The following is a 23,863-nucleotide window of genomic DNA, read 5'->3' on the forward strand; positions in this document are numbered from 1 at the left end:
ATATAGAGGTTGACCGTCGCGCCGAATCACAGAGGATCCTGTCTTGACCGAGCAGCTTCGACTGATGGCCGTGCACGCCCACCCCGACGACGAGTCGAGCAAGGGCGCGGCCACGATGGCCAAGTACGTTTCCGAGGGCGTGCCCGTCCTGGTGGTGACCTGCACCGGCGGTGAGCGCGGTTCCGTGCTGAACCCCAAGCTCCAGGGCGACAAGTACATCGAGGAGAACATCCACGAGGTCCGCGCCAAGGAGATGGACGAGGCGCGCGAGATCCTCGGCATCGAGCAGGAATGGCTCGGCTACGTGGACTCCGGCCTGCCCGAGGGCGACCCGCTGCCGCCGCTGCCCGAGGGCTGTTTCGCCCTCGCGGACGTGGAGGAGGCCGCCGGCGAGCTGGTGAAGAAGATCCGCGCCTTCAAGCCGCAGGTCATCACCACGTACGACGAGAATGGCGGCTACCCGCACCCCGACCACATCATGACCCACAAGATCACGATGGTGGCCTTCGACGGCGCGGCCGACACCGACAAGTTCCCCGAGGCCGAGTACGGCGCCCCGTACCAGCCGCAGAAGCTCTACTACAACCAGGGCTTCAACAAGCCGCGCACCATCGCGCTGCACGAGGCGCTGCTCGCGCGCGGCCTGGAGTCCCCCTACGGCGAGTGGCTGGAGCGGTGGAAGGAGTTCGAGCGCAAGGAGCGGACCCTGACCACGCACGTGCCGTGCGCGGACTTCTTCGAGATCCGTGACAAGGCCCTCATCGCGCACGCCACGCAGATCGACCCGGACGGCGGCTGGTTCCGCGTCCCGATGGAGATCCAGAAGGAGGTCTGGCCCACGGAGGAGTACGAGCTGGCGAAGTCGCTCGTCGACACCTCCCTCCCCGAGTCCGACCTCTTCGCGGGCATCCGGGAGAATGCTTAGCCATGAGCGCTATGCAGGCAGCAGTCACCCAGCTCGTTCCGCTGGCCGCCGACACCTTCGACAAGAACAAGGTGACCCCGGGGCTCCTCGGGTTCATCGTGTTCGCGGCCCTCGCCCTCGGCGTGTGGGGCCTGATGAAGTCGATGAGCAAGCACATGGGCCGGGTGAACTTCGAGGAAGCCCCGGAACCGGCCGGCGCGGCGGCGGCCCCGGCCGCGTCCGCCGAGGGCTCCAAGGGCTGATCCCGCACCACGGGTGAGCGCCCGCTCCGCCGGCACCCCCGGCGGAGCGGGCGCTCCCGCGCGCCGAGACCAGCGCTCCCCCCGGCGAGCGCCGCTCGGGTTGAGGAGCGGTGCTCACGCTAAGGAGCGGTGCTCAGGTCCGCGAGCGGTGCTCAGGCCCGCGAGTGGTGCTCACGCCCGCGAGTGGTGCTCGCGCGGATGAGCGGTGGCCGCCCGGCGGCCCTCAGGCCGGTGAGCGGCGGACGCCCTGGCGAGCGGTGGCCGCCCCCGCGAGCGGTGCTCTCGCCGGTGAGCGGCGGCCGCCCCCGTGAGCGGTGCTCGGTGCCTGGCGCGGGCGGGGCTGGGCCGGTCGCAGGGGCGGGGGCTTACGCCGACGGGGTCGGCAGCGGGACGCCCATTACCTCCCGGGCGCGCAGGTCCGGGACCAGCCCCAGGCGCCAGGCCTGCCAGCCCTCCGCCGGGTCCACCCCGCGCGCCAGGACCGCCCCGTACGCCTCCACGCACTCCTCCAGCCGGTCCCCCCGCAGCCCGTGCCCGGCCTTCGCCAGCGCGGCCAGCTCCGCCGCGGCCTCCCGCGCCCCGGCCGGCGAGCCCGCGTAGGGCAGCAGGGTGCAGCGCAGGAAACGGGCCCAGTCCTCCCCGCGCCGGTCCCCGTACGACCCGAACAGCCCCGCCGCCTCACCGCACAGCGCCAGCGCCTGCGGCACCCGCCCGTTCCCCGCGTCCACCACCGCCAGCTCCAGACACGCCCAGCCCTCCCCGTGGGCCAGCCCGATGCGCCGGAAGTCCGCCCGCGCGTCCACCAGCAGCTGCCGTGCGAAACCCGAGTTGCGCAGGTTCCCCGTGCGCGCCGCCCGCTGGTCCCGCGTCACCCGCCCCGAGTGGTAGCGCGCGTGCGCCAGCCCGTACACGTCCCGCATCCGCGAGAACATCGTCCGGGCCCGCTCCAGCTCCCGCACCGCCCGGTCGATCCCGCCGTCCTCCTCCAGCGCCTGCCCCAGGTAGTACAACGTCCACGCCTCCCCGCGCGCGTCCTCCGCCAGCCGGTGCCGGGCCAGCGCGTCCCGCAGCCGCTCCAGCGCCGTCCCCGGATCCCCGGCGATCACCCGGGCCCGCCCCAGCTGGGTCAGCGCCCACGCCTCGCCCCGGTCGTCGCGCGTCCGCCCGTACAGGCCGAGGGCCAGCAGCAGCTCCTCCTCCGCCCGCGACACGTCACCCACCCGCACGTGCACCTGCCCCAGCTGGAAGTGCGCCCAGGCCTCCCCGTGCACGCTCTCGCTCTCCCGGTGCAGCGCCAGCGACCGCTCCAGCAACGCCACCGCCTCCGCCAGGTGCCCCCGGTCCCGCTCGACCGCCCCCAGCGCGTGCAGCGACCACGCCCGGTCGCCCGCCAGCTCCTCCGGCCCCTGCAGCGCCAGCGCCTCCCGGATCCGGGCCGCCGCCTCCGGAAGGTTCCCCTGGTGGTGCAAGGTGATGCCCAGCGACAGCAGGGCCATCGCCGCGCCCGCCTCCTGCCGGGCCTCCTTGTACTGGTCCACCAGCGAGGTCAGCGTCGTCCGCGACTTGTCCAGCTCGCCGAGCTGCCGCGCCGCGATGCCCGTGCGCCACTGCACCGAACGGTTCAGCCGGCCCTGGTCCACCGCCCGCGTCAGCTCGTTGATCTCACCCAGCCGGTAGAGGTCCCCGCGCAGCAGGCAGAAGTCGCACAGCGCCCCCAGCAGGTCCAGCACCGCCTGCTGGTCCACCCCCTCCGACTGCCGCAGCGCCGCCGTGATGAAGCTCGACTCGTCGTCCAGCCAGCGCAGCGCCGCGTCCAGCGAGGGGAACCCGTGGCTCCCGAAACGGTCCGCCCGCGTCGACATCTTCCCGTCGACCATCCGGATCACCGAGTCCGCCAGCCGCGCGTAGTCCCGGATCAGCCGTTCGTGCGCGGCCGCCGCCTCCGCCCGGTCCTCGTCCGCCGCCAGCCGCGCCGCCGCGTACGCGCGCACCGCGTCGTGCATCCGGAACCGCTCCCCGCGTACGAGGTCCAGCAGGCCGGCCCGCGCCAGCTCGCCCAGCAGCCGCCCGGCCTCCACCCGTTCCGTGTCCGCCAGCGCCGCGGCCGCCGCCGCGCCCAGTGAGGCCCGCCCGGCGAGGGTGAGCCGGCGCAGCAGCCGGCGCCGTTCCTCGGGCAGGCGCACGTAGGCCAGCTCCAGGGCCCGCTCCAGCGCCCCCTCCCCGCCCCCGTCCCCGCCGCCGTCCGAGGCCCGCGCCGCCCCGAGCGGGGCCAGCACGCGCAGCGCCAGCGGCAGCCCCGCCGCCAGTTCCAGCAGCCCCGCCTCCGCCGCCGGCCCCGGCGCCGCCTCACCCGCCGCGCGGGCCCCGGCCCGCAGCACCTCGGCCGCCTCCGGCTCCGCCAGCCGCACCACCGGCAGCTGGTGCACCCAGGCCCCCAGGTCCGCGGGCAGCTCCAGCGGCTCCCGGGCCGTGACCAGCACCAGGCTCTCGGACCGCTCCGGCACCAGCGCCCGCACCTGCTCGGGGTCCACCGCGTCGTCCAGCACCACCGTCACGGGCAGCCCCTGGAGGTGCTGGTGGTACAGCTCCCCGAGCCGGCGCACCTGCTGCTCGGCCGACGCCCCCTCCCGGAACAGCAGCTGCTCACGCGGGGCCCCGAGCCGGTTCAGCAGGTGCAGCAGCGCCTCCCGCGTCGACAGCGGAGCCTCACCGGGGGCGGTGCCGCCCCGCAGGTCCACCACGCACGCCCCGCGGAACTGGTCCCGCAGCCCGTGCGCCGCCCGCAGCGCCAGCGCCGTCCGCCCCACCCCCGGCTCCCCGTGCAGCACGACCACCACCGGCCGGGTCTCGGTGCTGGCCCGCGCCGTCCGCACCCACTGGGCGATCCGCGCCAGCTCCGCCCGCCGCCCCGTGAACAGGGCATCGGCGTCCGGCAGCTGCCCGAACGACTGCTCCAGCATGCTCCGCCGCCGCGCCTCGGCACTCCGGTCGGCCCCGCGCAACTGCGACGGCACCGCCCCCCGCGCCGCCGGGCCGGGGCCCGTGGCGCTCGCCGAACCCGCCGCGGCCACGGCCCGCTCCTGCGCCAGGAAGGGTCGGATCCCCCGCACCTCCAACGCCGTCAGCCACTTCAGCCTCAACTGCTCCGGCCCGCCCGGGCGCCCCGCCGCCCCGGCCCGCCGGTTCGCGGCCGGCACGTGCACGGCCGCCACCCGCACCGCCGCCGTCACCGCCCCCGCCACGCCCGCCACGATGCCCGCACTGAGCGCCGTACCGGCGTCGACCCCGAAGGCCACGTCCGCCCCGGCGGCGGCCGCCGAGGCGACGGCCGTCACCAGCAGGGCCGTCCCGCTGCCGGCCCGCCGGAAGGCCTCCCCGAACGACTGCTCCCCGGCGGCGGCCTCGTCCAGCGCGGCCACGTAGGCGGCGTACTCCTCGCCCGCCACCGCGGCCAGCCCGTCGAGCGCCTCCCGCCCCCGCCCGAGCAACACCTCCGCATCCACCCCGCCCCCCGCCCGCCGGACCTCCTCCTGCACGGCCCGGGCCAGCACCCGCTCGGCCTCGACACGATGGCTGTCCCGCATCGGCATCCTCCTCGCAGAGCTCCGCAAACGTGCGCCAAGTGTCCTGCGGGACGGTCCGCAGCGCGAGTCAATCTGAGCTAGATCAGAGGGAGTTGGGCCACGAACGACCATCGGCGTGCATATATGTACGCGCCGCTCGGGGTGGTCGGCGTCCGGGGCGCTGGCTCACAGGCTGAACGGCCCGCCGGCGTCATACTTCTCTGATCATCACGCGGGTATCGCAGAGCTTCGACCAGTCGTCGCGGTCGGAGGTCAGGGCGATCGCGGGGGCCGGGACGCGGAGTGCGAGCGCGGCGACGAGAGCGTCGATGGCGTACTTGTGCCCGTGCAGCCCGCCTGCGTCCCGAAGCAGTGCCACGGCGGTCAGGGAATCCTCCTGGCTGACCGGTTCCACCCGCAACCGGGAGAGCACCCACTTCAAGCGCGCCAGATCGGTCTTCCCCTGCACGGCTTCGACGATGGTCAGCGCAGACACGAGGACGGGAACTCCGGCCTGCCGGGATGCCTCGATGCGAGCCGCCATTTTGCGGTCGTTGCGCAGGAGCAGGGAGAGCGCCTCGGAGTCGAGCACCAGCGAGCGGGCCGGTTGCTCTTTCACGCGGCGCCCCGCTCAGCGTTCTCGTCTCCGAACAACTCGCGTCGTGCGGCTTCGATCTCCTGCTCAGTAAGCGCGCCGTGTACTTCTTCGTGGGCCGTCACGATCTCCGCGAGCCCGTCCATGGCGAGCTGATGCCTGACAGCCTCGGTGACATAGCTGGACAGTCCCCGGCGCCCGGTCCTTGACCGGAGCTCACTGACCAGCTCGGAGGGCATGGAGACGGAGATGTTCTCGGTGGTCCCAGGCCGGCTCGACTTCATGGCCCTAGTGTAATACGGCATCTATTACAACATCGAGCCGCTCGGCGCCGCCTGTCCCTTCCCTCGGCTGCCCGTCCGGAGGGCATCCCGGTATCCGGCCCGTCGTCCTGCAGGATGGGGTCATGCCGAACCGCCTCGCGAACGAGACCTCCCCCTATCTCCTGCAGCACGCCGACAATCCGGTCGACTGGTGGCCCTGGTCCGACGGAGCGTTCGCCGAAGCGCGGCGCCGGGACGTTCCGGTGTTGCTGAGCGTCGGGTACAGCTCGTGTCACTGGTGCCATGTCATGGCGCACGAGTCCTTCGAGGACGAGCTCGCCGCCGCCTACATGAACGAGCACTTCGTCAACATCAAGGTCGACCGCGAGGAGCGGCCCGATGTCGACGCCGTGTACATGGAGGCCGTGCAGGCGGCCACCGGGCAGGGCGGGTGGCCCATGACCGTGTTCCTGACGCCCGACGCCGAGCCCTTCTACTTCGGGACCTACTTCCCGCCCGAGCCGCGGCACGGCATGCCCTCCTTCATGCAGGTGCTCGAAGGCGTGCGCGGGGCCTGGGTCGGGCGGCGGGAGGAGGTGGCCGAGGTCGCGCAGCGGATCGTGCGGGATCTCGCCGGGCGGCAGCTGGACTACGGGAAGGCCGGGCTGCCCGGGGGTGAGGAGCTGGGGCGGGCGCTGCTCGGGCTGACGCGGGAGTACGACGCCGTGCGGGGCGGGTTCGGCGGGGCGCCGAAGTTCCCGCCGTCCATGGCGCTGGAGTTCCTGCTGCGCCACCACGCCCGCACCGGGTCCGAGGGGGCGCTCCAGATGGCGGCCGACACCTGTGAGGCCATGGCCCGGGGCGGGATCTACGACCAGCTCGGCGGGGGGTTCGCGCGGTACTCCGTGGACCGGGAGTGGGTCGTGCCGCACTTCGAGAAGATGCTCTACGACAATGCGCTGCTGTGCCGGGTCTACGCGCATCTGTGGCGGGCCACCGGGTCGGACCTCGCGCGCCGGGTCGCGCTGGAGACCGCCGACTTCATGGTGCGGGAACTGCGCACCGGCGAGGGCGGGTTCGCCTCCGCGCTCGATGCCGACAGTGAGGAGGAGGGGAGCGGGCGGCACGTCGAAGGGGCGTACTACGCCTGGACGCCGGGGGAGTTGGCGGACGTGCTCGGGGAGGACGACGGGCAGCTGGCCGCGGCGTACTTCGGGGTCACCGAAGAGGGGACCTTCGAGCACGGGAAGTCGGTGCTGCAACTGCCGCAGGACGGGCCGGTGGTGGAGGCCGGGCGGTTGGCCTCCATCCGGGAGCGGCTGCTCGCGGCACGCGGGCGGCGGCCCGCGCCCGGGCGGGACGACAAGGTGGTGGCCGCCTGGAACGGGCTGGCCATCGCCGCCCTCGCCGAGTGCGGGGCCTTCTTCGAGCGGCCGGACCTGGTCGAGCGGGCGACCGAGGCCGCCGACCTGCTGGTGCGCGTGCACATGGACGGGACGGCCCGGCTGGCCCGGACCAGCAAGGACGGGCGGGCCGGCGCGAACGCCGGGGTGCTGGAGGACTACGGGGACGTCGCCGAGGGCTTCCTGACCCTGGCCTCCGTCACCGGTGAGGGGGTGTGGCTGGAGTTCGCCGGGTTCCTCGTCGACCTGGTGATGGCCCGCTTCACCGCCGAGGACGGCTCGCTGTACGACACCGCGCACGACGCCGAGCAGCTGATCCGCCGCCCTCAGGACCCCACCGACACCGCCGCCCCCTCCGGCTGGACGGCCGCGGCCGGCGCGCTGCTGTCGTACGCCGCGCACACCGGTTCGCCCCCCCACCGCGAGGCGGCCGAGCGGGCTCTGGGGGTGGTGCAGGCCCTCGGTCCGCGCGCCCCGCGCTTCATCGGGCACGGTCTGGCGGTGGCGGAGGCGCTCGTGGACGGCCCCCGCGAAGTGGCCGTCGTCGGGCATCCCGAGGATCCGGCGACGGCCGCCCTGCACCGCACCGCGTTGCTGGGGACCGCTCCCGGGGCGGTCGTGGCGGTCGGGCCGCCGCGTGCGGCGGACGGCAGCGGAGGGGAGTTCCCCCTGCTGACCGAGCGCACACTGGTGCGCGACCTTCCGACGGCGTACGTGTGCCGGCACTTCGTCTGCACGCGGCCTACGACGGAACCGGACGAGCTGGCGGACCAGTTGGGTGTGGTTCGTCCCTGAAAGTGCCGGAGTGCTGTCAATTCCGGTTGCGGTACATCGACTCGGAAATGTGGTTTTTAACTGGGCGGCGCCTGGGCTTCACATGCGCTGCCTAGTCTCATGTCTTCGGGAGTCACCGAGGGCAGTCACCGAGACGCGCACTGGGGGGTGTGCACGAGGGGGAACACGGGGGCGGCGGGCCGGGGGGCCCGCGTCACGCCTTCGGGGGGTTTGCCGGTCGCCGCCTGGGGTTGCGGCATGTCTGTGGGGGGACGGTTTGTTCACCTCTGTTGTCATATCCGCTATTTCTGTTGCGCTCTTCTGGATCGCCGCCCTCACCTTGTGGTGGCAAATGCACGCCTGGCGCACGCCGGAGACGCTGGCCTCGACCCGCTTCGACCGCCCCGACGGCGGGGACCGGCTGGCCTTCTCGCTCCTGCTGCCCGCCCGTCACGAGCAGGCCGTGCTGGAACACACCATCGCCCGGCTCCTGGAGTCGGGCCACACCGACTACGAGATCATCGTCATCGTCGGCCATGACGACCCGGAGACCGCCGCCGTCGCCGACCGCGCCGCCGCCGGTGCGCCCGGGCGGGTCCGCGTCGTCGTGGACCACAACGAGGCCAAGAACAAGCCGAAGGCCCTCAACACGGCCCTGCCGCACTGCCGGGGCGACATCGTCGGGGTCTTCGACGCCGAGGACCAGGTCCACCCCCAGCTGCTCTCCCACGTCGACCACGCCTTCCGCGCCACCGGCGCCGACGTGGTCCAGGGCGGGGTGCAGCTGATCAACTTCCATTCCAGCTGGTACAGCCTGCGCAACTGCCTGGAGTACTTCTTCTGGTTCCGCTCCCGCCTCCACCTGCACGCCGAGAAGGGGTTCATCCCGCTCGGCGGGAACACCGTGTTCGTGCGCACCGAGGTGCTGCGCGAGGCCGGCGGCTGGGACCAGAACTGCCTCGCCGAGGACTGCGACCTGGGAGTGAGGCTCTCCTCGGCCGGCAAGAAGGTGGTCGTCGCCTACGACTGCGACATGGTGACCCGCGAGGAGACCCCGGGCTCGCTGATGAGCCTGCTCAAGCAGCGCACCCGCTGGAACCAGGGCTTCCTGCAGGTCTACCGGAAGAAGGACTGGCAGCGGCTGCCCGGCCGGGGACAGCGCTGGCTCGCCCGCTACACGCTGATGACCCCGTTCATGCAGGCGGCCTCCGGGGTGATCATCCCGGTGAACTTCGCCGTCGCGGTCTTCCTCGACGTGCCCGTCGGGGTCGCGATCATCACCTTCCTGCCCCTGATCACGGCGATGGTGACCTTCGTCTTCGAGATCGTCGGCCTGCACGACTTCGGCCGCCAGTACGGGCTGCGCGTGCGTTTCGTGCACTACCTCAAGCTCGTCGTCGGCGGCCCGTTCTACCAGGTGATGCTGGCGGGCGCCGCGATCCGGGCGGTCTGGCGCGAGCAGCGCGGCCGCAACGAGTGGGAACTCACCAGCCACACGGGCGCCCACCTGGAGACCGCCCCCTCCGGCGCCGCTCCCTCCGGCGCCCCGATCCGAGAGGACGCCCACCGGTGACCGCCACCGTGCCCACGGCCACTGATCCCCAGCCCGCCGACGCGACCGCCACCGGCCAGCTCCTGCCCGTACGCCACCTGCCCGGCTCCCGGCGCCCCGCCGGCCCGGACGGCACGGACGGCACGGGCGCGGGTACCGGCGGGGGTCCCGGCTCAAGCCCGTCCGCCCCGGCCCGGCCGGTGGTGCGCTTCCGCTCCTCGCGCCCCGACCTGCTGCTGTGCGGGGTCCTCCTGCTGGTGATCGTCCTCGTCCAGGGCTGGAACCTCACGGCCTTCCCGGCGCTGAGCGACGACGAGGGCACCTACCTGGCCCAGGCGTGGGCGGTCCAGCAGGGCGAGGGACTGGCGCACTACACGTACTGGTACGACCACCCGCCGCTCGGCTGGATACAGATCGCGGGCCTGACCTGGCTGCCGTCCCTGTTCGTGCCCGACGGGATGACGGTCGCGCCGATGCGCTTCTCGATGCTCGCCGTCTCGGCGGCCGGTTCCGTACTGATCTACGTGCTGGCGCGCCGGCTGTGGCTGCCGCGCTGGGCGGCGGGGCTCGCGATGGGGCTGTTCGGGCTGTCCCCGCTGTCCGTGGTGCTCCAGCGGGAGATCTTCCTCGACAACCTCGCCGTGGTGTGGATGCTGCTGGCCTTCTGCCTCGCCGCGTCCCCCAGCCGGCACCTGTGGCACCACTTCGCCTCGGGGCTGGCGGCCGCCACCGCCGTCCTGACCAAGGAGACGATGCTGGTGGTGCTCCCGGCGCTGCTGGTGACGATGTGGCGTCACAGCCACCGCGACACCCGCAAGTTCGCCGTCACCGGAGCCGTCACCGCCTGCGCCCTGATCGGCCTGTCGTACCCGCTGTACGCGCTGCTCAACAACGAGCTGCTGCCCGGCGCCGGACACGTCTCCCTCATCGACGGCATCACCTACCAGATGAGCCGCCCCGGCTCCGGCTTCATCCTGGACCCCGGCTCCGGCTCCAACGGCGTCCTGCGGTCCTGGCTGTACTACGACACCGTCCTGCCGCTGGGCGGCCTGGCCGGCGCCGTCCTGCTGCTGGCCGCCCACCGGTGGTCGGTCACCGCCCGGGCGCTGGCGGGCCCGGCCCTGGCCGCCGTGCTCCTCGCGGTGGTGGCGATGCGGCCCTCCGGCTACCTCCCGGCGATGTACGTCATCCAGGCCCTGCCCTTCCTCGCCCTGGTCCTCGCCGCCGCCGCGGCCGCCGTCGCCCACGCCGTGCTGCGCCGGCACCGCGGGCCCGGGGAGCGGCGGGCGCTGGTGTACGCGCGGTGGGCGCTGGCCGGCGTCCTCGCCGCCTCGGCCGCCGCGTACGTGCTGCCGCGCTGGTACGAGGGCGACCGCACCGCCCTCACGGCCGACGCCAACGGCCCCTACCGGCAGGCCGCGGCCTGGCTGGGCCGGGAGGTGCCCGACCCGGCGAACACCCGCGTCCTCGTCGACGACGCGCTCTGGCTGGACGCCGTTCACTCCGGTTTTGCACCCGGACCGGGCGCGATCTGGTTCTACAAGGCGGACCTCGACCCGGCCGTCGGCAAGACACTGCCTCGGGGCTGGCGGGACATCGACTACGTGGTCTCCTCGCCGACCGTGCGTCGCGACGCGGTGGACCTGCCCACGGTGAAGGCTGCTCTGGAGCATTCGACCGCGGTCGCCGTCTTCGGTACGGGCGAGGACCGTATCGAGATCCGCCGCACCGACCGCGAGAGTGGGAGCTGAAGCACCATGAGCGAGGACCTGTGGCCCCCGCGCGCCCTGGACGATCCGGAAGTCGGCGCTCCGCCGATGTCCTCCGGGTCCGGCGGCGTCACCCTGATCATCCCGACCTTCAACGAGTCCGCCAACGTCGCCGAGTTGCTCGGGCAGCTGCGCGCCGCCCTGCCCGCGCGCCCGCCCTGCCGGGTGCTCTTCGTGGACGACTCCACCGACGACACCCCGGCCCTCATCGAGAAGGCCGCCGCCGACTGCCCCTTCCCGGTGGAGGTCCTGCACCGCGACAGCCCGGCCGGGGGCCTGGGCGGAGCCGTGGTCGAGGGCATCGCACGGGCCGGCTCGGACTGGATCGTCGTCATGGACGCCGACCTCCAGCACCCCCCGCACCTGGTCCCCGAACTCGTCGGCGAGGGCGAACGCACCGGGGCCGACCTCGTCGTGGCCTCCCGCTACCTCCCCGGCGGCAGCCGGGCCGGGCTCGCCGGCGGCTACCGCGTCGCCGTCTCGCGCGGCGCGACCTGGCTGGCCAAGGGGCTCTTCCCGCGCGCCCTGCGCGGGATCAGCGACCCGATGAGCGGGTTCTTCGCCATGCGCCGCTCCGCCGTCACCGGCGCCGTCACCACCGACGCGCTCAAACCCCTCGGCTACAAGATCCTCATGGAGCTGGCCGTGCGCTGCCAGCCGCAGAAGACCGCCGAGGTCCCCTTCGTCTTCCAGGAGCGCTTCGCCGGGGAGTCCAAGTCCACCGCCCGCGAGGGACTGCGCTTCCTGACCCACCTGGCCGCCCTCCGCTCGGCGAGCCCGCTCGCCCGGATGATCGGCTTCGGCCTGATCGGGCTCTCCGGCTTCGTCCCCAACCTCCTCGCGCTGTGGCTGCTCACCCACGCCGGCATGCAGTACCTCGCCGCCGAGGTGGTCGCCAACCAGGCCGGGGTGCTGTGGAACTTCCTCCTCATCGAGAACCTCCTCTTCCGCGACCGCCGCCGCCACCGCCACTGGGCGGACCGCGTCGGGCGCTTCGCCCTCCTCGCCAACGCCGACCTGCTGCTGCGCATCCCGCTGATCGCGCTGTTCGTCGGCCGGTTCGGCCTCGGCGTCCTGCCCGCGACGGCCCTGGCGCTGGTCACCACCTTCGTCCTGCGCTTCGTGGCCACGGAGGCCCTCGTCTACCTGCCGCGCGGGCCGCGCGCGGCGGCCCGTACCCGTCCCCCGACCAGGAGTTGAGCCGCACCGAAAGGACCACCGCATGCCAAGGACGATCCGACGGCGGGCAGGGCGCAGGGCCGCGCTGGCCGCCGTCGGGGCGATGACCGCAGGCCTGCTGCTCACCGCCCCCCAGCAGGCCACGGCCGGAGCGCCCAACCTGCTCACCAACCCCGGTTTCGAGACCGCCGGCGCGCCCGGCTCCGACATGCCGTCCTGCTGGGAGAAGTCCGGCTGGGGCGACAACGACTTCACCTTCGCCACCGTCGCCGACGCCCACAGCGGCACCAAGGCCATGAAGGTCTCGCTCACCCGCCGCGTCGACGGCGACCGCAAGGCGCTGGTCACGGAGAACGCCACCTGCGCCCCCACCGTCGTGCCGGGCAGGCAGTACGACCTGTCCGCCTGGTACAAGTCGAACACCCCGGACGTGGCGGTGACCGTCTTCCGCCACGACACCGCCGCCGGCTGGCAGTACTGGACCGACCTGCAGAACCCGCCGGTCAGTGCCGCCTGGTCGCGCACCCAGGTGCGTACGCCGGCCGTCCCGCCCGGTACCGACAAGATCGCCTGGGGGCTGTCCGTCTACGGGGTGGGCACCCTCACCACCGACGACTACGCGCTGGAGGAAGTGACCGCCGTCCCGCCCCAGCCCACCTGCACGGGCACCGCCGAGGAGTGCGCGAAGGGCAAGTGGGAGGTGATGGGCACCCAGAACCCGGTGCGCTCGATGCACGCCGTGGTCCTGAAGAACGGCAAGGTGCTGCTGATCGCCGGTTCCGGCAACGACATCTCCCAGTTCAACGCCGGTACCTTCACCTCCGCCGTCTACGACCCGGTCGCCGGGTCCGTGAAGACGATCCCGACGCCGGTGGACATGTTCTGCTCGGGGCACGTGCAGCTGGCCGACGGCCGGGTGCTGGTGATGAGCGGCAACAAGGGCTATCCGTCGGCCGACGGCAAGACCGGCTACCAGGGGCTGAAGGACAGTTACGTCTTCGACCCGGCGACCGAGACGTACACGAAGACCAACGATCTCAACGGCGGGCACTGGTACCCGTCCGCGACCATCCTCGGCAACGGCGACGTGATCTCCTTCGGCGGGCTGAAGGAGGACTCCACGGGCAACGTCACCGCGGAGCGGTTCTCGGCGGCGCAGAACAAGTGGCTGCCGCTGAACCAGGTCAACCAGACCTGGTCCTACTGGGGCCTGTACCCGTCGATGATCCTCATGCAGGACGGCCGGCTGTTCTACTCCGGCAGCCACACCTTCGGCAACGGCACGGCCGGCTCGGGCGCCTCCGTCTACGACTACGACGCCAACACCATCACCGACGTGCCCGGACTGCGCGGGAAGGACCAGCGCGACGAGTCCGCGAGCGTCCTGCTGCCCCCGGCCCAGGCCCAGCGGGTCCTGACCATCGGCGGCGGCAACAACGAGACCAACCCGGCCGCGAACCGGCTCACCGACCTCATCGACCTGAAGCAGCCGAGCCCCGCCTACACCGCGGGCCCCGACCTCCCCCAGGGCCTGGTCGACACCGGCGCGGGCAAGCGCCCGCAGACCGGGGCCGAGGGCAAGATGTACGTCTCCGCCGTGCTGCTGCCCGACGGCAAGGTGCTGGAGACCGGCGGCGGACTGCACGACCGTGCCGACCCGGTCTTCGAGGCCTCCTTCTTCGACCCCGGGACCAACACCTACCAGCCGGGCCTGGCCGCCGACCCGATCCCGCGCACCTACCACTCGGGCGCCTTCCTGCTGCCCGACGGCCGGGTGATGTCGGTCGGGGACAACCCCGGCAACGGTACGTACAACCACGCGGTGTCGGTCTACACCCCGCCCTACCTGTTCAAGGGCCCGCGCCCGAAGCTCACTTCGGTGATCGACACCGACTGGGTGTACGGGGACACCCAGCGGATCACCGTCGACCGGCCCCTGGCCAAGGCGGAACTGATCCGCCCGGCGGCGGTCACCCATTCCTCCGACCCCAACCAGCGGTTCGTCGACCTGCCGATGACCGTGGTCAACGGCACCACCATCGACCTCAACGTCACCAGCAACCCCAACCTCGCGCCGCCCGGCTGGTACATGCTCTTCGGCGTCGACGCGGCCGGGATCCCCTCCGTCGCGACCTGGGTCCACCTGGGCGGAGCCCCCTCACTGGCGGCGGCGGCCGCGCAGCGGCAGCCCGCCCCGCACGAGCACGCCTTCGCCGGCGAGCTGGCCGCGCCGAAGGAGAACCCGGAGCCGCGGACGTCGGTCCCGGTCGCGCCCGCCGTGGCCGGCTGCGACCGGCACTACGGGACGGTCAACGTGTGCGTCCCGACGGCCTTCCCGGCGGAGGTGGCGAAGACCACGGCGGCCCGCTGCGACTGGCTGGCGGCGCACCGCTTCCCCAGGCGCATGAAGGTCAACGGCAGCGACCCGCTGCGCCTGGACGCGGACGGGGACGGCTACACCTGCTAGCCGCCCGCTCCTCGCCCGCACGGAAAAGGGGCCCCGCCGCGTGCTCGCGGCGGGGCCCCCTCCGTGGGCCGCGCCCGGAATGCGAGGTCCGGGCGGCCGTGCGATAACGGCAGGATGAAGCGGTCCTCAGTGCGAGTAGGCGGCCAGCGAGATGCCGACGTAATGGGCCACGAAGGCCGCCAGCGTCAGGGAGTGGAAGACCTCGTGGAAGCCGAAGAACCGCGGCGAGGGGTTCGGGCGCTTGATCCCGTAGATGACCCCGCCCGCGCTGTAGAGGAGGCCGCCGACGATCACCAGCACCAGGACCGCGATGCCGCCGGTGCGCATGAAGTCCGGCAGGAAGAAGACGGCGGCCCACCCCATCGCTATGTAGCAGGGGGTGTAGAGCCAGCGCGGGGCGCCGACCCAGAAGACGCGGAAGGCGATGCCGGCGGCGGCCGCGAGCCACACCGCCCACAGCAGGGTCCGCCCGGTGGAGTCCGGCAGCAGCAGGACGGTGAGCGGGGTGTAGGTGCCCGCGATGATCAGGAAGATGTTGGCGTGGTCGAGCCGGCGCAGGACGGCCTCGCCGCGCGGGCCCCAGGTGCCGCGGTGGTAGACGGCGCTGACGCCGAAGAGCAGGCACGCGGTGAGGATGTACACACCGCACGCGACCCGCGCGCGCGTCGAGTCGGTGAAGGCCATCAGCGCGAGGCCCGCGACCACCACGGCCGGGAACATCCCGGTGTGCAGCCAGCCGCGCATGACCGGTTTGGCCTCCGGAGCTGCGCGTTCGTCCGGTACGGCCGCTACGGCAGCGGCGTCAGAAGTCATGGCCGACATGCTACCTACGGGTCCGTAGGTTTCTGTTAGTCCTCTTTACGGAAGATTGACTGACGTGGCGATGCTCACGTGAGAGGCCCCCTGGACATATGCGCACATGCACCGGATGATCAGATGAGTGCGGTCGACACCGGATGAGCGGAGCGCGAAGCGTCCGGGTCGCGGCCCCCACGGGGCATACACCAAACAAACCCCTCAACAAGGAGCAATCGTGGCGCGCGACAACGCGGCTCCCACCCCTTCCCTCCCGACGACGCACCAGGAGCTGATCTCCTGGGTCGACGAGATCGCGGCGATCACCCAGCCCGACCGCGTCGTCTGGTGCGACGGCTCCGAAGCCGAGTACGAGCGCCTGTGCGAGGAGCTCGTCGCCAAGGGCACCTTCAAGAAGCTCGACGAGACCAAGCGCCCGAACTCGTACTACGCCGCCTCCGACCCCTCCGACGTCGCGCGCGTCGAGGACCGGACCTTCATCTGCTCCGAGAAGGAGGAGGACGCGGGCCCGACCAACCACTGGAAGGCCCCTTCCGAGATGAAGGAGCTCTTCACCGGTGAGAAGGGCATCTTCCGCGGCTCCATGAAGGGCCGCACGATGTACGTCGTGCCCTTCTGCATGGGCCCCCTGGGCTCCGAGCTCTCCGCGATCGGCGTCGAGATCACCGACTCCGCCTACGTCGCGGTCGCCATGCGCACCATGACCCGCATGGGCAAGGCCGTCCTCGACGAGCTCGGCACCGACGGCTTCTTCGTCAAGGCCGTCCACACCCTCGGCGCCCCGCTCGCCGAGGGCGAGGCCGACGTCCCGTGGCCCTGCAACACCACCAAGTACATCTCGCACTTCCCCGAGACCCGCGAGATCTGGTCCTTCGGCTCCGGCTACGGCGGCAACGCCCTGCTCGGCAAGAAGTGCTACGCGCTGCGCATCGCCTCGGTCATGGCCCGTGACGAGGGCTGGCTCGCCGAGCACATGCTGATCCTCAAGCTCACCCCGCCGCAGGGCGAGGGCGAGACCAAGTACGTGGCCGCCGCCTTCCCGTCCGCCTGCGGCAAGACCAACCTCGCCATGCTGGAGCCGACCATCCCCGGCTGGACGGTCGAGACCATCGGCGACGACATCGCCTGGATGCGCTTCGGCGAGGACGGCCGCCTCTACGCGATCAACCCCGAGGCCGGCTTCTTCGGCGTCGCTCCCGGCACCGGTGAGCACACCAACGCCAACGCCATGAAGACGATGTACGCCAACACCGTCTTCACCAACGTCGCGCTCACCCCCGACGGCGGCGACGTGTGGTGGGAGGGCATGACCGAGGAGCCCCCGGCCGAGCTCATTGACTGGCGCGGCAACCCGTGGACCCCGCAGTCCGAGACCCCGGCCGCCCACCCCAACGCCCGCTTCGCCGTCCCGGCTTCGCAGTGCCCGACGATCGCCCCCGAGTGGGAGGACCCCAAGGGCGTCCCGATCTCCGCGATCCTCTTCGGCGGCCGCCGCGCCTCCGCCGTGCCGCTGGTCACCGAGTCCTTCGACTGGAACCACGGCGTCTTCATCGGCTCGAACATCGCCTCCGAGAAGACCGCCGCCGCCGAGGGCAAGGTCGGCGAGCTGCGCCGCGACCCGTTCGCGATGCTGCCGTTCTGCGGCTACAACATGGGCGACTACATGGCCCACTGGGTCAAGGTCGCGGCCGACAAGGACCAGGCCAAGCTCCCGAAGATCTACTACGTGAACTGGTTCCGCAAGAACGACGCGGGCAAGTTCGTCTGGCCCGGCTTCGGCGAGAACAGCCGCGTCCTGAAGTGGATCGTCGGCCGCCTCGACGGCAACGCCGAGGGCGTCGAGACCCCGATCGGCGTCCTGCCGACCAAGGCCGCCCTCGACCTCGACGGCCTGGACATCTCCGACGAGGACCTCGACTTCCTGCTCACCGTCGACAAGGACGTGTGGCGCGAGGAGGCCGCCCTGGTCCCCGAGCACCTCAACACCTACGGCGACCACACGCCGAAGGAGCTGTGGGAGCAGTACCACGCGCTGGTCGAGCGCCTGGGCTGAGCCCGATGCCTGCCCTGATGCGGCAGGCCACCTGAACGTGGGAGTCCCCGACCAAGGTTCTCCCACCGCTGTGGGAATCCCCGACCAAGGCTTTCCCAGAGCAGCACACGCCTGACCGACGGGCGGGAGCCACTGTCCCGGCCACCGCCCGTCAGCCCCCCGGAGAGCGCCCGCGCTCCCCGGGACAGGCCGTGTGCGTCTGCTGACGGCGGGCCTCCCTGTCCTGGAGGCCCGCCGTCAGGCGTTCCCGGGGCTCCCGCTTCGAAATGCTGTGTGAGTGGGTGGGTGCTGGCGGGGCGGGGGGCGTGCCGGGAGGATCTGGGCATGGCACTGAAATGGCAGGGGTGGGTGGTCGGCCTCGTGGGCCTGGCCGGCCTCCTGGTGTTCGCCCCCCTGGGCCTGTACGTCTGGGCCAGCAGCCCGTCCCGCCCGGCCGACGCGACCGCCGCGCCCCCGCAGGTCCGGGTCACCGACTGCCGCATCGACCCGGCGAGCCGGCGGGTCATGGCGTCGGTCGAGGCCCGCGGCGGGCAGGGCGCGTACCTGGTCACGGTCGAGTTCCGCGACCGGGAGCCATCGGCGTCGGCGTCGGCGTCGGCTGGGGACGCCGGCGCCCGCGTGTCCCAGTCCCTGGTCCGGCTCCCCGGCCTCGCCCCGGACACCCCGCCCGCCCGCACCGAGGCCGTGGGCCCGGTCTGGCCCCCGTCGACGGCACCGTGGTGCGGGGTCGCGGGGGTGGCGCGGGAGGGCGAGGGGCGGGGGTGAGGGCGCGCCATCTCCCCTTCGAGGCGTGGGGATTGGGCGGTGCCTGCCCACCCGCCTCCCGGGTGCGGGTGGGCGGGTCGGGGGGCGGCATCCCGCCGAGCGGTGACGGGACACCCGACCGGAACCGGGGGCGGCCGGGGCCTCACTCAGCGGTCTCAGGGATGGGTTGGGGCTTTCCCGTCAGTCTCATCGTCCTTCCGCGTCGGGCCGCCCTGTCAAGGGCGCTCCTTCGTCGCGTCGCTTCGCGATCGCCTGCGGCGACCCTTGACAGGCCGTCCCGCCGCGAAATGCCGAAGACTGCCGGGAAACCCCCAAAGGAACGGGACGGACGTATCTGGGACATCCGGCGGAATCAGCGACCAGGCGGGATGGTCGGGGGCCGCCTCGCCAAGCATCCGGGCCGATGAGGGAGCGAACCGGGGCCGCGATTCGCGACAGATCGCTACGCGCTTCTCCCGTCTCAGCGTCCGACGACCGTCTGGGGCTGCTGCCCGCAGGAAAGGACGACGGAATCGTCATCCGGGGCCGGTGGGCGCATCAAATCGCTACGCGCTCCTCTGATTTCGGCGTCCGGCGGCCGCCTGGGGCCGATACCTGCACCAAATGCCAACCAGAAGGGCATCCGGGAACAGCGGGCGCAGGAGATCGCTACGCGCTCCTCAATTCCCGGCGTCCGATGGCCGTCCGGGGCTGCTCATCCGGCTCGCCAAGGGGTTCCCGTCCCCGTTCGCGCCCGTCTGGATCGCCGAAATGGTGCGTCGGAAGAGCTGAGTTCGGCAGGAGCAGCGCCTCCGGCTCGGTTTCAGCCGCAGGTTCATCCCTCTTCAGGCGAGGGACTTCTCGATCGCCTCGAAGATGTCCGCGTCGGTCTCCTGCTGCCAGGACGGGAGGTCCGGCCAGTCGGCGACGTAGCCCGGCTTGGGGGCGTCGAAGTGTTTGAACATCTGGGCGGTCCAGCAGACGGCGACGAAGCGGCCTTTCTGTTCCCGGGAGAGCCGGTCCGTCCTGCCATCGCTGGCCTCGACGAACTGGCGTACCTGTGCGTAGACGGCCCCTGCGGCCTCGCGCTCCCACTGCGGGGTGTCGTCCCACGGGGTCACGTAACCGGCCTTCGGCTCACCGGGAAAGTGCTGCCGCACCCCCGCGATCCAGGCCTCCCGGAACAGCCGCGCACCTTCAACCCGCGTCATGCCAACCCCTCTCGTCACGGTGCTTTCAGCGAGGCGATCTCCGCCTCCAGCCCCGCAACACGGTGGTCTCCGCTCAGGGGGCCGAACTCGTTGCACAGGCTCCGGAGTCTACGGGCGATGTAGCCCGATGCTGATGCCTGGGCGAGGTTTAATGCCTCTAGGGCGTAAGCGACCACCTGGTCCGGATCCTGGCGCTTGGCGCCGATCACAGCCAGGTCCACTAGTACCGCTCCTCTTCGACGGTATGAGTGCCCGACGGCCAGCGTGCTGCGCTCCAAAGCCCTGGTGAGTACCTCTTCTGCTTGGTCGAATCGGCCGAGCTGCACGTACCGCGCACCGCGCTCCTCCGCGAGCCGGGTGCCGTCGAACCGGAGCCAGCCGCCATTTGAGCTGTTGTCGGACAGGTTTCTGACTTCGTCAGCCCGGTCTAGTGCTCTCTCGCAGCCCCCTAGATCTCCCAACCCGGCCAGTACCTCCGCCTGTACCGACGCAACCCAGTGCCGGGTGGACAACGTGGTGTCGCCCCGGGCAGCGATGCGCTCCGCCGCGCGTAGGACGTCGGCTGCCTCCCGATACCGCTGCTCGGACACGTCCAGGTAGGCCTGTCGTACGAGCGCACACGCCCACAGATCGTATGCCTGGGCCTCCTTTCCCACGGAAGCCGCCAGCGTGTAGGAAGCCGCCGCGTCTGTATATCGGTTAGCGTCAAAAGCGACTTCCCCAGCCAGCTGGAAGAGGTCGGCGGCTGCGTTCAGGAGGGGCAGCGAGTTCCCGTCCCGTCTTGCGGACAGGGCTTCCTTCAGTGTCGTCAATTGATCACGGACCACGGGATAGACCGTGCCCTTGGTGCGTGCGAGTTGGTAGACCTGCCATAGATGGCGGTTCATCCTGGCGAAGTCTGCCGGGCTTCTTGGCACGCCGTCGGCCCGTGCCTCCACGTCGCCGAGCGGAAGAACGGTCAGTGCACCGCTGACCGTGAGTATGCGAAGGAATTCACGGCGGATCATTTCGTCGATGTCTCCCGCCCTCGGTTGGTCAGTGGGTCCTTGTCGCGTGTCCCCCTGTCCTACGGTTCGTGACGGTGGCAGAAGGCCTTCCAGTTCTGGGAGGCTGACGTCTAGGGCGTTCGCCAGAGCTGGCCGCTGGCATGGCTGCGGCGCGATCTTCCCCCTTTCCCAGCGCCCGACCGTTGTGCGGTCGACGCCGAGCAACTCGGCAAGTTTTTCCTGACTGTAACCCAGAGTCTTGCGCCGTCCCGCCAGTCCCATACGACTCCTTCTTGTGGCTCCGGCCCTTGCAGGGCCCACGCACGGATCTGCATCAAGCCTGCCGCACAGCCGCCGTGGAGATACCCGTTTCGCTCCGCTTTCCTGGTGCTGCAAACGATGTGGCTGCGGGATGCGGAGGGTTTCAGGCATGGCAACGTCCAACGTCGATCGGAGTCACGGCCCCGAGGCGCCGTCCGGCGCATCGGGCCCTTCCTTGGCCAGGGTTCGAGCCGTAGGCAACCCCAGTGCCGAGCTCCTCGAGCGGGCACTGGATGGCTGGGAGCGCTTCCTCGACACCTTCGAGGGAGTGTCCGATGAGTGAGCAGTACGAATACGTCCCCCACCGGCTCCTGTACCGCCGCGTCCGGGACATCGCTTCCCACCGAGGGCGTCCTGATGGCCGTGATCAACGAGAATGTCTCGGACACGGGCGCCGAGTACTGGTTGGAGCTGGCCTACATCCGGGGCGCTTCCGGCCGCGAGTTCACCACCGCCGTCGCCAACGTCGTGCCCGTCCATGAATGAATTCAATGGCTCGTGCGTTCATCAGCCCGAGGCGGTCGTCAGACGCCGAGAAACGGGGAGCGCGTAGCGATCTGGCGCGCCCCTCGCTTCCGGATGTTCCTCTGGTTGGCATTTGGTGCAGGTGTCAGCCCCAGACGGTCTCCAGACGCCGAAAAGGCAGAAGCGCGTAGCGATTTGATGCGCCCACCGGCCCCGGATGACGATCCTGTCGGCCTTTGGTGCGGGCAGTGACCCCAGGCGGCTGGTAGACGCAGAGATGAGAGGAGTGCGTAGCGATCTGTCGCGGATCGCGGCCCCGATTCACCGGCTCGTCGGCCTGGATGCTTGGCGAGGCGGCCCCCGGCCCCCCGGCTGGTCGCTGAGGGAGCCGGATCGTCAATGAACGTCCGTCCCGTTCCTTTGGGGGTTTCCCGGCAGTCTTCGTTTTTCCGTGGCGGGACGGGCTGTCAAGAGTGGAGCGCAGCGACATCGCGAAGCGACGCGACGAAGGAGCGCTCTTGACTGACCGGCCCGACGCGGAAGGACGATGAGACTGACGGGAAAGCCCCAACCCCTCTCTGAGACCGCCGAGTGTGGTCCCGGCCATCCCCGGTCCCGGTCGGCCGTCCGGTGCCGCCCGGCGGGATGCCGGCTCCAGCCCACCGGCCCGCAGACGGGGAGGCCGGTGGGCAGGCGCCGCCCGGCCCCCACCCCTCGAGGGGGAGATGGCGGGCCCGGGCCGCGAGGAGTGTGGCGCCCGGTCCGGAGCCTCCGCGGCCCCGGACCGGGGCCGTCAGGGGGTGCCGGCCAGGTGGGCGGCGGCTGCGTGGGTGTCCATGCGCTGGGCGGCGAGGATGGCCACGGCGGTGTCGGCGCGGGAGGCGGCGACGAGGAGGGCGCGGGCGGCGAGGTCGTGGGCGCGGCGGTGCAGCGTGGCGGTGTCGGCGCCGTCGGGCAGGGCCGGGTAGGTGACCCGTACCGGCTGGGAGCCGCGCAGGCGGGTCACCTGCTCCGCGATGCGGGCGGCGCCGCCGTCCTCCAGGCCGAGCTCGTCGGTGACGGCGAGCAGGGCCGCGAGGTGTCCGGCGAGCTGGATGTCCAGGGCTTCGCCGCGGCTGCTGTGCGGGTACTGGGGTGCGCTGTGGCTGCCGTCCACGTCGTGGACGGCCGACTTGGAGCGGATCGGCTCGTACATGAGGAGGCCTCCTGCGGGGTCAGGAGACCATCCTACCTTGGATCCGTTCTAAAGTTGAGTTGCATCCGGAGTCTGGGACGGGCGCCGTCCCCGCGCGCCCGCCCGCCGTCCGTCAGTGCTGGCCGTACCCGTCCAGGAACTGGCCGATCCGGGTGACCGCGTCCGCGAGGTCCTTGGCGTTGGGCAGGGTCACGATGCGGAAGTGGTCGGGTTCGGGCCAGTTGAAGCCCGTGCCGTGCACGACCATGATCTTCTCGGCCCGCAGCAGGTCGAGGACCATCTGCCGGTCGTCCTTGATCTTGTAGACGGACGGGTCCAGCTTCGGGAACAGGTACAGGGCGCCCTTCGGCTTCACGCACGTGACGCCCGGGATCTGCGTGAGCAGGTCGTACGCCGTGTCGCGCTGCTCCAGCAGCCGCCCGCCCGGGAGCACCAGGTCCACGATCGACTGCCGGCCGCCGAGCGCGGTGGCCACCGCGTGCTGCGAGGGCATGTTCGCGCACAGGCGCATGTTCGCCAGGATCGTCAGGCCCTCGATGTACGAGGTCGCGTGCTTCTTCGGGCCGCAGACCGCCATCCAGCCGGCCCGGAAGCCGGCGACGCGGTAGTTCTTCGACAGGCCGTTGAAGGTGAGGACCAGCAGGTCGGGGGCGATGGCGGCGGTGTTGGTGTGCGTGGCGCCGTCGTAGAGGATCCGGTCGTAGATCTCGTCGGAGCAGACGATCAGGTTGTGGCGGCGCGCGATGTCCGTCAGGCCCCGCAGCATCTCGTCGTCGTAGACGGCGCCGGTGGGGTTGTTCGGGTTGATGATCACGAGCGCCTTGGTGCGGTCGGTGATCTTGCGCTCGATGTCCGCCAGGTCGGGCATCCAGTCGGACTGCTCGTCGCACCGGTAGTGCACGGCCGTGCCGCCCGCCAGGCTGACCGAGGCCGTCCACAGCGGGTAGTCGGGGGCGGGGACCAGTACCTCGTCGCCGTCGTCGAGCAGTGCCTGCATCGACATCTGGATCAGCTCGGAGACGCCGTTGCCGAGGTAGACGTCCTCGACGCCGAGCTCGATGCCCTTGGTCTGGTAGTGCTGCATGACCGCGCGCCGGGCCGACAGCAGGCCCTTCGCGTCCCCGTAGCCGTGGGCGTTGCCCAGGTTGCGGAGCATGTCCTCAAGGATCTCCGGCGGGCACTCGAAGCCGAAGGCCGCGGGGTTGCCGGTGTTGAGCTTGAGGATGCGATGACCTGCCGCTTCGAGCCGCATCGCCTCTTCGAGGACGGGTCCGCGGATCTCGTAGCAGACATTGGCGAGTTTCGTTGACTGGATCACCTGCATGACGGGAGCTTACGGG

At 71.6% G+C, this 23,863-nt stretch carries 17 protein-coding genes and 1 pseudogene; 10 read left to right on the top strand and 8 right to left on the bottom strand.

Annotated elements, in window-relative coordinates; all coding sequences use genetic code 11:
• Positions 1–43: 43 nt before the first annotated feature.
• Together mca and B4U46_RS22345 are read left to right on the top strand one after the other, a co-directional pair.
• Positions 44–925 carry a mycothiol conjugate amidase Mca gene (mca, locus tag B4U46_RS22340; protein ID WP_079429479.1) on the top strand — a complete coding sequence of 294 codons (882 nt, stop codon included), beginning with the start codon at positions 44–46 and terminating at the stop codon, positions 923–925.
• Between the two features lie 2 nt (positions 926–927).
• Positions 928–1,167 (top strand): hypothetical protein, encoded by a 240-nt coding sequence (locus B4U46_RS22345; RefSeq protein ID WP_079429480.1) that lies wholly within the window; start codon positions 928–930, stop codon positions 1,165–1,167.
• A gap of 365 nt (positions 1,168–1,532) precedes the next feature.
• Here the strand turns inward: B4U46_RS22345 and B4U46_RS22350 are convergent, their stop codons facing one another.
• The 3 genes from B4U46_RS22350 to B4U46_RS22360 all read right to left on the bottom strand — a co-directional run bounded on the left by B4U46_RS22350 (position 1,533) and on the right by B4U46_RS22360 (position 5,609).
• Positions 1,533–4,751 carry a tetratricopeptide repeat protein gene (locus tag B4U46_RS22350; RefSeq protein WP_079429481.1) on the bottom strand — a complete coding sequence of 1,073 codons (3,219 nt, stop codon included), beginning with the start codon at positions 4,749–4,751 and terminating at the stop codon, positions 1,533–1,535.
• A gap of 190 nt (positions 4,752–4,941) precedes the next feature.
• Positions 4,942–5,349, bottom strand: a complete 408-nt coding sequence (locus tag B4U46_RS22355) for a PIN domain-containing protein (RefSeq protein WP_079429482.1) — start codon at positions 5,347–5,349, stop codon at positions 4,942–4,944.
• Positions 5,346–5,609: a hypothetical protein gene (locus tag B4U46_RS22360; protein WP_079431916.1), complete on the bottom strand. Its 264-nt coding sequence runs from the start codon at positions 5,607–5,609 to the stop codon at positions 5,346–5,348. The genes B4U46_RS22355 and B4U46_RS22360 overlap by 4 nt, the downstream gene beginning before the upstream one ends.
• Before the next feature lie 122 nt (positions 5,610–5,731).
• Between B4U46_RS22360 and B4U46_RS22365 the strand changes: the two genes are divergently transcribed.
• The 5 genes from B4U46_RS22365 (at position 5,732) to B4U46_RS22385 (ending at position 14,732) form a co-directional block, all read left to right on the top strand.
• A complete protein-coding gene (locus B4U46_RS22365; RefSeq protein ID WP_079429483.1) occupies positions 5,732–7,786 on the top strand; it encodes a thioredoxin domain-containing protein in 2,055 nt (684 codons plus the stop codon).
• A gap of 256 nt (positions 7,787–8,042) precedes the next feature.
• Complete coding sequence (locus B4U46_RS22370) at positions 8,043–9,338, top strand: glycosyltransferase (RefSeq protein WP_079429484.1); 1,296 nt, start codon at positions 8,043–8,045, stop codon at positions 9,336–9,338.
• A complete protein-coding gene (locus B4U46_RS22375; protein ID WP_420543164.1) occupies positions 9,335–11,068 on the top strand; it encodes an ArnT family glycosyltransferase in 1,734 nt (577 codons plus the stop codon). The genes B4U46_RS22370 and B4U46_RS22375 overlap by 4 nt, the downstream gene beginning before the upstream one ends.
• Positions 11,069–11,134: 66 nt before the next feature.
• Positions 11,135–12,286 (top strand): glycosyltransferase, encoded by a 1,152-nt coding sequence (locus B4U46_RS22380; protein ID WP_237293347.1) that lies wholly within the window; start codon positions 11,135–11,137, stop codon positions 12,284–12,286.
• A 22-nt stretch (positions 12,287–12,308) separates the two neighbouring features.
• Positions 12,309–14,732, top strand: coding sequence for a galactose oxidase early set domain-containing protein (locus B4U46_RS22385; RefSeq protein WP_185117194.1), 2,424 nt, complete (start codon positions 12,309–12,311; stop codon positions 14,730–14,732).
• Between the two features lie 126 nt (positions 14,733–14,858).
• On the opposite strand, the gene trhA is transcribed toward B4U46_RS22385, so the two are convergent.
• The gene (gene trhA, locus B4U46_RS22390) at positions 14,859–15,545 is read right to left on the bottom strand and encodes a PAQR family membrane homeostasis protein TrhA (RefSeq protein WP_079431918.1); all 687 of its coding nucleotides are present in this window, start codon (positions 15,543–15,545) and stop codon (positions 14,859–14,861) included.
• Positions 15,546–15,765: 220 nt separating this feature from the next.
• Here trhA and B4U46_RS22395 point away from each other — a divergent pair, with 220 nt between their 5' ends.
• Together B4U46_RS22395 and B4U46_RS22400 are read left to right on the top strand one after the other, a co-directional pair.
• A complete protein-coding gene (locus B4U46_RS22395) occupies positions 15,766–17,601 on the top strand; it encodes a phosphoenolpyruvate carboxykinase (GTP) (RefSeq protein ID WP_079429487.1) in 1,836 nt (611 codons plus the stop codon).
• Positions 17,602–17,925: 324 nt separating this feature from the next.
• Positions 17,926–18,366: a hypothetical protein gene (locus tag B4U46_RS22400; protein ID WP_079429488.1), complete on the top strand. Its 441-nt coding sequence runs from the start codon at positions 17,926–17,928 to the stop codon at positions 18,364–18,366.
• Positions 18,367–19,190: 824 nt separating this feature from the next.
• Here the strand turns inward: B4U46_RS22400 and B4U46_RS22410 are convergent.
• On the bottom strand, positions 19,191–19,556 hold the full coding sequence (locus B4U46_RS22410) for a hypothetical protein (RefSeq protein ID WP_079429490.1): 366 nt from the start codon (positions 19,554–19,556) through the stop codon (positions 19,191–19,193).
• 14 nt (positions 19,557–19,570) lie between these two features.
• The gene (locus B4U46_RS22415) at positions 19,571–20,824 is read right to left on the bottom strand and encodes a helix-turn-helix domain-containing protein (protein WP_079429491.1); all 1,254 of its coding nucleotides are present in this window, start codon (positions 20,822–20,824) and stop codon (positions 19,571–19,573) included.
• A 314-nt stretch (positions 20,825–21,138) separates the two neighbouring features.
• Between B4U46_RS22415 and B4U46_RS22420 the strand changes: the two are divergent.
• Positions 21,139–21,349: pseudogene (locus B4U46_RS22420) on the top strand (hypothetical protein).
• Positions 21,350–22,121: 772 nt separating this feature from the next.
• Here B4U46_RS22420 and B4U46_RS22425 read toward each other — a convergent pair.
• Positions 22,122–22,523, bottom strand: coding sequence for a hypothetical protein (locus B4U46_RS22425; RefSeq protein ID WP_079429492.1), 402 nt, complete (start codon positions 22,521–22,523; stop codon positions 22,122–22,124).
• 112 nt (positions 22,524–22,635) lie between these two features.
• On the bottom strand, positions 22,636–23,847 hold the full coding sequence (locus B4U46_RS22430) for a pyridoxal phosphate-dependent aminotransferase (RefSeq protein WP_079429493.1): 1,212 nt from the start codon (positions 23,845–23,847) through the stop codon (positions 22,636–22,638).
• Positions 23,848–23,863: the final 16 nt, after the last annotated feature.

It is taken from the genome of Streptomyces katrae (genome assembly GCF_002028425.1).
Taxonomy (GTDB): domain Bacteria; phylum Actinomycetota; class Actinomycetes; order Streptomycetales; family Streptomycetaceae; genus Streptomyces; species Streptomyces katrae_A.